We start from the raw sequence: 10,319 nt of genomic DNA on the forward strand, positions 1-10,319 counted from the left end.
CTATCTCAGCATTATAGTCACTATTTATACTAGTGCGATTAAGTTCCTTTTTTATAGCTCTTTCACTATAGCCAATTTTATTGGCTATTTGAGATGTTTGGTATCCTAATTTAAGTAATTCTTCTATGCAATATCTATTTGAAAGAGTTAAGTGCTTTGGCATTTTTTAGTTCCTTATCGTTTATTTTAGTTTCGTCAAAACCTAATAAACTATATTTGGAACTCTCTTTCAACTATTTAAAACTTTCAGAATACAATCTAGCATATATTAAATATATAGTCGTATAAGACTTTCATAGAAAACTAAATTATTAGACTAACAAAAAAGCTCTATGACTCGACGTCTAAAGCTAAACTCAGGATACTCAACTCCAACAAAATATAGACCGTGTGCTTTAGCTGTTTCAGCTGCTTTTGTTCTATCCTTAGCTTCTAATACTAGCTTAATCCATTCTGGAGATTCAAACTCTAAACCTACTTTTAGTAAGGAGCCTATAAAATTTCTAATCATATGGTGCAAAAAAGCATTGCCAACAACCTCAAATACTATAAAACTTCCCTGTTTAATAAACTCAGCTTTTTGAATATTTCTAAATGGTGTATTTGACTGACATTGAGATGATCTAAAAGATGTAAAATCTTGCTCACCTAATAAGTATTTACAAGCTTGATTCATTTTATCTATATTTAGCTGACGATTTTCCCACAAGCAGTGTTCTGCGAATATTGATGAGCTAATTGCAGAATTATAGATAATATAATTATAAGTTCTATTTGTCGCTGTAAATCTAGAATTAAAATCATTATCAACTACTTTAATATCTAGTATTTTAATATCTTGTGATAAAAGAGCATTCGTTCCCCTCATCCAAGAACTAAGATTCCTATCTGCATCTGAATGAAAGTTAACAACTTGCGAAGTCGCATGTACTCCGGTATCAGTTCGCCCTGCACAAGTAACTTCTATATTTTGATTTGCAATTTTTGAGAGTGCTTTTTCTAGCTCTTCTTCAATACTTGGTGAATGAGACTGTCTTTGCCAGCCACAATAGTTTTTACCAAAGTACTCGATTTGTAGTAGATAATTTTTCATAATTAGCCAAGAAATTTAACAACTCTAGAATGAAGTATTTCCATCTCTTTTGGAATCAATTTTGAGAAATTGATAAAACCATGTACTAAACTATCAAAGTGATAATGTTGTACCTCAACATTATGTCTAAGAAGTCTTTCAGCAAATAATAATCCCTCATCTTTTAAAGGGTCATAGCCTGCTGTCATAACTAAAGTTCTCGGCATATTATCCAATTCTTTAATATAAAATGGAGATATTTCTGGAGAACATTTGTCCATACCTTCAGGCACGTACAACTCAGAATACCATTTTGTTTTTGCTTTAGTTAAAATATAGCCACTAGAATAGTCTTCAAGCGATTTCGTAGGCATATGCGATAAATCAACAGATGGATATAGAATAATATTATTCCCAATTTTAACACTACTTTTCTGAAGTAGATTATAAGTTGCCAAAACTGTCAAATTAGCTCCTGCGCTATCACCCATTAAAGTAAATTTCTTACGAGAAACTCCTAGCCTTTTAGAGTGCAGATAAACATACTCTGCAACAAACTCGACATCATTTAGACCAGCTGGAAATTTATGTTCAGGTGCAAGACGATAATCAACCGCAAAAACAATCCTATTGGTAGTCAATGCAAGCTTACGACAAAAAGCATCAAATGAATCAAGTGTACCAGATACAAATCCTCCGCCATGAGAAAAAATTATTACCTTAAGTTTCTCATCAACTTTAGGATTATATACTCTAACAGGGATATTGTGACCATCATTATGTGTAATTTCAATATCTTCAACACTCTCAAGATCCACTTTAGGATAACTATATAACCCTAGTGATGCAGCAGCCTTTCTTGTGGTATCAATATCTTGACGATTGCCATCTCTGTCAAACTTACTAATGAAAGTCAATAAATCCTGTAGTTTAGCAGGTATAGTCTTGATACCACCATATAAGTCTGGAACTTTTTTAAGGATTTCAGCATCAAGAGCTTCTTCATGTTCAGAATTATCTCTAGCTATGACTTTAAGCCATTCTTTTTTATTTGGAGATAACGACTCAATAGGTGTTGATAAATATCGAGCAATACCAAGCTCATGACAATCATTTTCAGCATAAAAAGGTAAATTATTTACTAACCACTTAACTAGTTTTTCTGTTTTCAGATTATTTGTTTCTCTTATCTCTAAAACGTTATAGAGATTTCTAACATCATATGACCAAGGAACATAGTCAACAATAAAGTTACAGCTAATATAGTTAAGCCCAGCTTCTCTTGCTAAAGCAAACTCTGGAAATGCTGTCATACCTATGACACCACCTCCCATACTCTGGAAGCATTTAGCATCTATTATAGTAGGGAACTGTGGTCCATCTATACATACGTAGCTCTGTTTAAAATGAATATCAAAATCAAATTCTTGTTTCTTTGCTCTAATTTCTTCAGCTATACTCTCTGTTATAGGTTTTGAAAGAGATACATAGTTAAGCAGTCCCTGCTCACAAAAAGTAAATTCTCGTAAAGATTTTGTTCTATCAATGAACTGATATGGAGTAACCATATCTCCAGGTTTTAACTCTTCTCTTAAACTTCTAACTGAAGATAAGGCAATTATAGAAGTAGCTCCATATTTTTTCAAAGCATATATATTTGCTTTGTAGTTTATTTGATGTGGTAATATATTCTGACCTAAACCAGTTCTATTCAGGAATAATGCTTCTTTATCTTCTATTTTTATTTTAAAGAGGCCGTTTGAGCATAACCCAAATGGAGTTTCTCGTGATAGTTCCTCTATAATCTCAAAATCATCAAAAGATTCAAAACCACTGCTTCCTACAATTGCCCACATATGTTATTTATCCAAAAGTTGTTTCTAATATTTTTCTATCTTTACAGAAGAGTTCTATTCTAAATTTATCGTCCTCATTTACTACTCCAACACCTTTGGGTGTTCCTGTCATTAGTAAATCATTTTCAGCCACAGATATCTCATTTTGCCTTAAAAAATCTATAATTTGTTGCGGTTTATAAATCATTAAATCGTAGCCACCTCGCTGAATTAAAGAGTTATTTTTATACGCTTTAAAGTTTAGAAACTCAATATCCTGATTATTAATCTTAACAAACTCGCTAATCACAGCGCTATTATCAAAAGCTTTAGCTAATTCCCATGGCAGTCCTTTGGCTTTAAGTTTTGATTGTAAATTTCTATCAGTTAAATCTAAGCCTAAACCTACAGCTTTTATATTTGAATCATGATCAAATGCAAAAACTATCTCACATTCATAATGAATTTCTCTAGCTGATGATAATCTAAGATTTTTAGATATGCTCGAATTAAGCTTGATAAATATGACTGGGCTCTCTGGAACTTCATTATTTAGCTCATGAATATGTTCAACATAATTCCTACCAACACAAACCACTTTTGATTTTGTCAGATCAATTTGCATAATTTATTTCCTTTTATGAATTGTGTAATCAATTACAATTTAAAATTTTCTCCAAGATATACTTTTCTAACTGTCTCATCAGCTAAGACTTCTTCTGGTGAACCAGCGGCTAGCATATTTCCAGCATTCACAATATATGCTCTTTCACAAATATCAAGCGTCTCACGTACATTATGGTCTGTAATTAATACACCTATCCCTCTATCTTTAAGATGTCTTACAACTTCTTTAATTTCAATTACAGAAACTGGGTCAACCCCTGCAAATGGTTCATCGAGGAGAATAAACTTAGGGTCCATAGCTAAAGCTCTTGCAATTTCAACTCTTCTTCGCTCTCCACCAGATAAACTCATACCCAAACTTTTGCGAATATGTTGAATACTAAACTCATCTAAAAGTTCATTAAGTTTTTCTTCAATTTGGACTTTATTAAGCTCTTTACGAGTTTCTAATATAGCTATAATATTATCTTCTACACTTAGCTTTCTAAATACAGAAGCCTCTTGAGGTAAATATCCCAACCCTCTTCGTGCTCTTAAGTGAATTGGCATTTTTGTTACATCTTCATCACCCATGCGTATCTTGCCACGTGTAGCAGCGACAAGTCCAACAATCATATAGAAAGAAGTGGTTTTCCCAGCACCATTAGGACCTAGTAACCCAACAATTTCACCTGTTGAAACTTTCATAGATACATTATTTACTACCCAGCGAGCACCATACTTTTTGCCTAATTTTTTTGCTTCTAATGTATATTTTTCCATTTTAAACCACTCTTGAAATTATGTACTGGTGTTATAAGTGTTCAACCCTGTCACACTTCCTTTTTGTCTATCTTTACCATAATCACTAATAGGTGTAAGCCCAGTATCAATTCTAGTCTGGTTCTGCACCCCATCTAAGATTATTGTAGATCTTCTATTTTCACTACTTGGAATAGATATTAAATCGTGATCAATATCAAAGATTACTTTTTCACCTTTGTAAACATTATCATTTTGATAAGCTACAGCCTTTCTATACATTTCTAGATGCTTATCATTCACATGATAAATTACCATCTTTGACTGACCTTCAACAGGTCCCCTAGTCGCAGTTTTGACTGTATTATAATCTGGATTTGAGTTTGTAGGATAAGTATAAAATTGAGAATTATGATTATCATCCGAAATCATAGTGAAGGTTTTTAGCTTCTTTTTATCATCTAAATTTATTACTAGTCTTTGACCAGATATAAAGTTACACTCTTTTTGCTCAGCACAAAGTTTTTTAGCTGTCGTTAGCCAACTTTGTTGTAATTGTTCTAGAGTTAGTGAATGATCTCTTTCGAAGTAAACAATATTATCTTTAGGCGTTGTAGGCTTATGACAAAGAATATGATTATCATGAATCTGCATCACAAATACATTACCTAAATAAGTAATTACACGCCGATTATCATCATAGGTGACACTATCAGAACATATAGTAACAGGACCATACTCCTTTAGACTATTAGTAGGCGAATTATCTTCTTTTTCATTATCAGCAACATTGTCTTCTTGAAGTGCAGCATCATACATTGGGAGACTACTATCAATCTGATTTTCGCTTACATCTGAAAAGGCATATGATGTAAACGAGAGAAAAATTGCCACAATCAATCTAACTCGACGCATAGTAGCTCCTTACATTCTGTCCAAGTCTTATAACCTTTAAGTTTGAGTTGCCAGTTACTCCTATGCCTGTTGTATTATTACCAGTTTCGGGATCGAACATTTTTGTAAATCTAGCATTATAAAAGTCTTTTGAACCTGAGTTATAAAATATCTCTGACGTTTTAATAAAAATCTTATCTAAAGATGTTGAATCAGACTTTTTATTATTTTTAGAGTCTAATGAGTTATCACTAGTGAATATAATGGAATCAACACCATCATATAAGTGAGTTAATTTCTGCCCTGTAAACTGTTGAATATAACCATGTTTAGATTTAACTTGCCATTGCAACTTACCAGTTTTACTATCATAACTTTTTTCAGTAAGATCAATCATAAATAAATCTTGATTGATATAACGCCTTAACTCTTTAGAAAAAAAGTTTGTTGCTAAATTACCTTTTACATCATACTTATTATAAGTAAAATCAAAAGCTTTCAACTCAACTCGATTTTTTTGTTGGTTACTTTTAAGAGGTTTTGCACCATCTAGAGCGTTATAACTTATATAAAGCATAGCAAAGATAATAATTATTATTGAGAGTACATTCGCAAATAAAGAATACTTAGTGAAGAACTTCATCTTTATCCTTATTTCACTCCGCCAAATTCTAAAAAGTCATTAATGATTTTATTATGTAATCCCATATGCTTGATAATATAATCACAAAACTCTCTAACAGCAGCATTACCACCTCTGTTTTGACAAATGTAGTCAGCATATTCTTTTACTATTTCTATCGAATCAAAAGGAGTTGCAGATAGTCCCACTTTATTCATCAAGACAAGATCTGGTAGATCATCACCCATATAAGCAATATCTTGATCATTTAAATCATACTTATTTTTTAAGTTTTCGTATGCCTTAATTTTATTTTTTTGCCCTTGATAAATATCTTCAGCATCTAAGCCCAAGCTTATAAATCTATCATGAACAATCTTTGATTCTTTGCCAGTTATAATAGCTATTCTAACACCTAACTTTTGAAGCAGGACTAAGCCGAGTCCATCTTTGACATTGAAGTTTTTAAATTCATTCCCGTCATTTGAGATTATTATTCTACTATCAGTGAGAACCCCATCAACATCAAAGATCGCTAATTTAATATTTTTCTCTTTACTTATTTTCATTATTAACTTTAAAAAGAATATTTGATTCAGTTATAGATATTATCACAAATGATTCTGAGACTAAAAATATTTAAAACAAAAGAAGAATTTATTTATAGTTACTGACAGATTTTTTAATTTCTTGCTTAGCAAAAGCAGCATTATCCCAACCATCAACTTTTACCCATTTGCCTGAATCCAGATCTTTATAATGAGTAAAGAAATGTTCAATTCTTTGCTTTAGTGTTACCGGTAAATCATCAACATCATTAATATGATCATACTCTTTAGTTAGCTTAGAGCTTGGTACTGCAATAATTTTAGCATCAACACCACCATCATCTTCCATTTTGAAAACACCAACAGCTCTACAGTTAATCACACAACCTACTGCCAATGGATATGGGGCTAAAACTAATACATCAATAGGGTCATCATCATCATAAAGAGTATTTGGAACAAAACCATAGTTACACGGATATCTCATTGTAGATGACATGAATCTATCAACTACAATCATATTACTATCTTTGTCAAATTCATATTTGATCGGATCACTATCTTGAGGTATTTCAATTACAACATTGAAATCATTAGGAACATATTTTCCACAAGGTATATTTTTTAGCATAACAATTTCTCCTATATCTTTGCTAAAGCATAAATGCTTGATACACTACAAAAGAGTCTATCATAAAAACCTTTGTGTTTATAACCTATAAATATTAAAATGTCGTGAGATATTATTTACAAATTACACTTTAATCAAGATTTTAAAGAGGAAAATTATGAAATTTAAAAAGATAGCTTTATTAACAGCTAGTTTGGTGGCCACTACGGCTTTCGCAGCTCCAAATATTTCGTCCAGTTCTGACCCATATTTTAACGGCGGTAATGGACTAGCACAAAAAGATATAATAGTAAGACCAGTTAATATTGAATTAGATGCTCCAGCATGGGTAGCTATGAATTATCGTACTGGAGATATAGTTAGCCAAAAGAATATGGATGTTAGAAGACCTCCCGCTAGCTTAACAAAAATCATGACATCATATATTGTTGCTAGTGAAATCAAAGCTGGAAATCTGAGTTGGGATACTATGGTACCGATAAGTGAAAAGGCTGCTTCTACTGGAGGATCTAAAATGTATGTAAAAGCCGGTGCTAAAGTTTCTGTCAAAAACTTAGTTACAGGCATGGATGTTGTCTCTGGTAACGACGCTACTATTGCTCTTGCTGAGTATATTGGTGGAACAGCCGAAGCATTTACAGATTTAATAAACCAAACAGCTAAAGCAATTGGCATGAACAATACTCATTTTGTCAACCCAGATGGATTACCTGGTGGTGAGCAGTATACAACTGCTCATGATATGGCGCTTTTAGCAAGATCTTACATATATAACTTCCCAGATGCATATAAAATATATGATGATAGAGGCTTGGTATGGAATGCTACACAACAGGAGTCTGTAAGCATTGCAGATCGCAAACAATGCTTACCAAAATTTGATCGTTCTAGTGGTAATGTGTTAGAAAGCTTCTCTGCTAAAGGATTGGATTCTCAAGTTCAGGATAAGTGTTCTAAATTATTTCCTAAAGGTGACAATTTTGTTCTTCAAAATAATAGAAATAGACTTCTATTTACTTTTGATGGTGCTGACGGCATGAAAACTGGTCATACGGACGCGGCTGGTTACTGTCTAGTTTCTTCTGCGAAACAAGATGGTGAAAGATTCATCTTTGTAGTTCTTGGCACTAGCAGTTCAGCTAAGAGAGACTCAGAATCATCTAAACTGCTAAGATATGCTATAAGTAAATATGAAAATGTTCTGCTATACAAGGCTAACTCGCCTGTTACGATAAGTGCAGATAATATTCCTAATGCTAAGGCAGGACAAAAAATAACGGTTGCTTCAACTCAAAACATATACCAAACAGTGCCTAAAACATATATACCATTCTTAAAACAAGGTATAGTCTTCACGCCAGGTATAAAAGCTCCAATTAAAAAAGGACAAACTGTAGGTGAGCTCGTTATAACACTTGGTGATACTAAAGAAAAAATAGCAAGTGTTCCAGTAGTATCTATGAATGATATATCACAAAGAGGTTGGTGGTAATTTTATAACCAAAATAGAGGATTTATGATGTCTGAAGAAAATAATAATAATCAACCAGAAACTTTTTTTGAATTTCCTTGCCAGTTTCCAATTAAAATAATGGCAAACCCTCAAAAAGAAACTGTAGAAGCTATTCTTAAAGTTTTTGAAAAATATGTACCTAAACATAGTGAAATTGATTTTAATTCTAAAGAAAGCAAAACTGGAAAATATATATCTATAACAGCAATATTTACAGCTGATAGTAAAGAGCAATTAGATAATATTTATAAAGAAATATCAAGTCATCCAGAAGTTCATATGGTTCTATAAGAAACTTATATTTATGAAAGAAGATATCATAATAAAGAATTTAAGTTTACAACTATATTCAAAAGTTTTTAAAGATATGGTTGATTTTACAAATAAGCGAAGTGATATTACTAAAGATGAGATTTGGCTTGTTGAGCATCCTAGTGTCTTTACACAAGGTAAGCATGGCAAACCCGAACACATTCTAAACACACATAACATCCCAATTGTTGAAACTGATCGTGGTGGACAAGTTACTTATCATTGTCCTGGTCAGGCTGTAATATATTTTTTGCTAGACATAAAAAGAAATAAACTTGGCGCAAAGAAATTGGTTGATATAGTTGAGCAAGCTTGTACAAATATACTTCAAAAGCATTATAATCTCAATTCTCATACTATTGAAAATGCTCATGGCATATATATAAATAACAAAAAAATAGCTTCTCTTGGCTTAAGAATAAAGCAAGGTAAAAGCTACCACGGCATTGCTATAAATACTAAAATGGATCTTATGCCATTTAGTTATATAAATCCATGTGGTTATACAAATTTACAAATGTGTCAATTATCTGATTTTTCTGACAAAGTAAATGTTGAGACAGTACAAAAGCAATATGTCGATGAGTTTACAGAGTTAATCAAACTATAAACGATTTGTAAGAGAAATTTTTCTAACTGTAATTCTTATGTAAGTTTGATTTTACATTTTCGAGGAATCTTTTTGACTGAACTTTATCACCAAATATATCGTATTTAATAGTTAATGTTAATGAATTGTCAGCTATCCTAGCTACACTAATATTGAATGTACCTTTAAATCTCTTTGAATTTACACTACCATCAATCTCTAATGCTTGATTAGTTATAATGTTTTTAGTTATGGTTACACCTGGCATTTTTGCTAAAGTATCTAAAACAGCCTTATTAACTTCTACAACTGAGTAATCAAGATTCTCTGAATATGATGCAGCTTGATCAACACCATATACACCCGCACCAATTAGCAAGCAACTATTAAGACTTAAAGCACTAAATACCAATATGAATAGAAATACTATTTTTTTCATGCTAGATTGTATTCTGAAAGTTTTAAATAGTTGAAAGAGAGTTCCAAATATAGTTTATTAGGTTTTGACGAAACTAAAATAAACGATAAGGAACTAAAAAATGCCAAAGCACTTAACTCTTTCAAATAGATATTGTATAGAAGAATTACTTAAATTAGGATACCAAACATCTCAAATAGCCAATAAAATTGGCTATAGTGAAAGAGCTATAAAAAAGGAACTTAATCGCACTAGTATAAATAGTGACTATAATGCTGAGATAGCACAGAAGCTATATCAAAGCCGCAGAACTTCAAATAATCATAAGCTATCCTGTAAAGTTAAAAATCTAATAATAGCTTTGTTAAAAAAGAAGATATCTCCGGAACTTATTTGTGGTAGATTAAAACATGAGGGCATTGTTAATATAACTCACAAAGCAATTTACAACTTAATAAGCAAGTTAAAGCTTAGACACTTATTATTTTTCAAAGCTAGACAATATAAATACAAAAAA

General features: G+C 31.8%; 14 protein-coding genes. 4 read left to right on the forward strand and 10 right to left on the reverse strand.

Annotated elements, in window-relative coordinates:
* The 9 genes from F8C69_RS11055 to ppa all read right to left on the reverse strand — a co-directional run.
* A partial coding sequence (locus tag F8C69_RS11055) for a helix-turn-helix domain-containing protein (protein WP_159183823.1) occupies positions 1 to 163 on the reverse strand: 163 nt, incomplete at its 3' end.
* Positions 164 to 316: 153 nt separating this feature from the next.
* Positions 317 to 1,093, reverse strand: coding sequence for a tRNA pseudouridine(38-40) synthase TruA (gene truA / locus F8C69_RS06065; protein WP_159184569.1), 777 nt, complete (start codon positions 1,091 to 1,093; stop codon positions 317 to 319).
* Between the two features lie 2 nt (positions 1,094 to 1,095).
* Complete coding sequence (locus tag F8C69_RS06070; RefSeq protein WP_159184570.1) at positions 1,096 to 2,928, reverse strand: alpha/beta hydrolase fold domain-containing protein; 1,833 nt, start codon at positions 2,926 to 2,928, stop codon at positions 1,096 to 1,098.
* A gap of 7 nt (positions 2,929 to 2,935) precedes the next feature.
* Positions 2,936 to 3,532: a fumarylacetoacetate hydrolase family protein gene (locus tag F8C69_RS06075; protein ID WP_159184571.1), complete on the reverse strand. Its 597-nt coding sequence runs from the start codon at positions 3,530 to 3,532 to the stop codon at positions 2,936 to 2,938.
* Positions 3,533 to 3,564: 32 nt separating this feature from the next.
* Entirely contained in the window at positions 3,565 to 4,296 is a 732-nt protein-coding gene (gene lptB, locus F8C69_RS06080; RefSeq protein WP_159184572.1) for an LPS export ABC transporter ATP-binding protein, read from the reverse strand.
* 18 nt (positions 4,297 to 4,314) lie between these two features.
* On the reverse strand, positions 4,315 to 5,190 hold the full coding sequence (locus F8C69_RS06085; protein WP_159184573.1) for an LptA/OstA family protein: 876 nt from the start codon (positions 5,188 to 5,190) through the stop codon (positions 4,315 to 4,317).
* The gene (lptC, locus tag F8C69_RS06090) at positions 5,177 to 5,812 is read right to left on the reverse strand and encodes an LPS export ABC transporter periplasmic protein LptC (RefSeq protein ID WP_159184574.1); all 636 of its coding nucleotides are present in this window, start codon (positions 5,810 to 5,812) and stop codon (positions 5,177 to 5,179) included. The genes F8C69_RS06085 and lptC overlap by 14 nt, the downstream gene beginning before the upstream one ends.
* A gap of 8 nt (positions 5,813 to 5,820) precedes the next feature.
* Entirely contained in the window at positions 5,821 to 6,360 is a 540-nt protein-coding gene (locus F8C69_RS06095; RefSeq protein WP_159184575.1) for a KdsC family phosphatase, read from the reverse strand.
* A gap of 88 nt (positions 6,361 to 6,448) precedes the next feature.
* On the reverse strand, positions 6,449 to 6,970 hold the full coding sequence (gene ppa / locus F8C69_RS06100) for an inorganic diphosphatase (protein ID WP_159184576.1): 522 nt from the start codon (positions 6,968 to 6,970) through the stop codon (positions 6,449 to 6,451).
* A gap of 157 nt (positions 6,971 to 7,127) precedes the next feature.
* On the opposite strand from ppa, the gene F8C69_RS06105 reads away from it, so the two are divergent.
* From F8C69_RS06105 to lipB, 3 genes are read left to right on the forward strand one after another with little or no spacing between them, the layout of a single operon-like run.
* Positions 7,128 to 8,462 (forward strand): D-alanyl-D-alanine carboxypeptidase family protein, encoded by a 1,335-nt coding sequence (locus F8C69_RS06105; protein WP_159184577.1) that lies wholly within the window; start codon positions 7,128 to 7,130, stop codon positions 8,460 to 8,462.
* 27 nt (positions 8,463 to 8,489) lie between these two features.
* Positions 8,490 to 8,774 (forward strand): HP0495 family protein, encoded by a 285-nt coding sequence (locus F8C69_RS06110; RefSeq protein ID WP_159184578.1) that lies wholly within the window; start codon positions 8,490 to 8,492, stop codon positions 8,772 to 8,774.
* Between the two features lie 13 nt (positions 8,775 to 8,787).
* On the forward strand, positions 8,788 to 9,405 hold the full coding sequence (gene lipB, locus F8C69_RS06115) for a lipoyl(octanoyl) transferase LipB (RefSeq protein WP_159184579.1): 618 nt from the start codon (positions 8,788 to 8,790) through the stop codon (positions 9,403 to 9,405).
* Positions 9,406 to 9,427: 22 nt separating this feature from the next.
* On the opposite strand, the gene F8C69_RS06120 is transcribed toward lipB, so the two are convergent.
* Positions 9,428 to 9,823 carry a DUF3568 family protein gene (locus tag F8C69_RS06120; RefSeq protein ID WP_159184580.1) on the reverse strand — a complete coding sequence of 132 codons (396 nt, stop codon included), beginning with the start codon at positions 9,821 to 9,823 and terminating at the stop codon, positions 9,428 to 9,430.
* A 100-nt stretch (positions 9,824 to 9,923) separates the two neighbouring features.
* On the opposite strand from F8C69_RS06120, the gene F8C69_RS06125 reads away from it, so the two are divergent.
* Positions 9,924 to 10,319: helix-turn-helix domain-containing protein (locus F8C69_RS06125; RefSeq protein WP_159184581.1), on the forward strand; the 396-nt coding region annotated here is incomplete at its 3' end.

Source organism: Francisella noatunensis subsp. noatunensis (genome assembly GCF_009823375.1).
Lineage (GTDB): Bacteria > Pseudomonadota > Gammaproteobacteria > Francisellales > Francisellaceae > Francisella > Francisella noatunensis.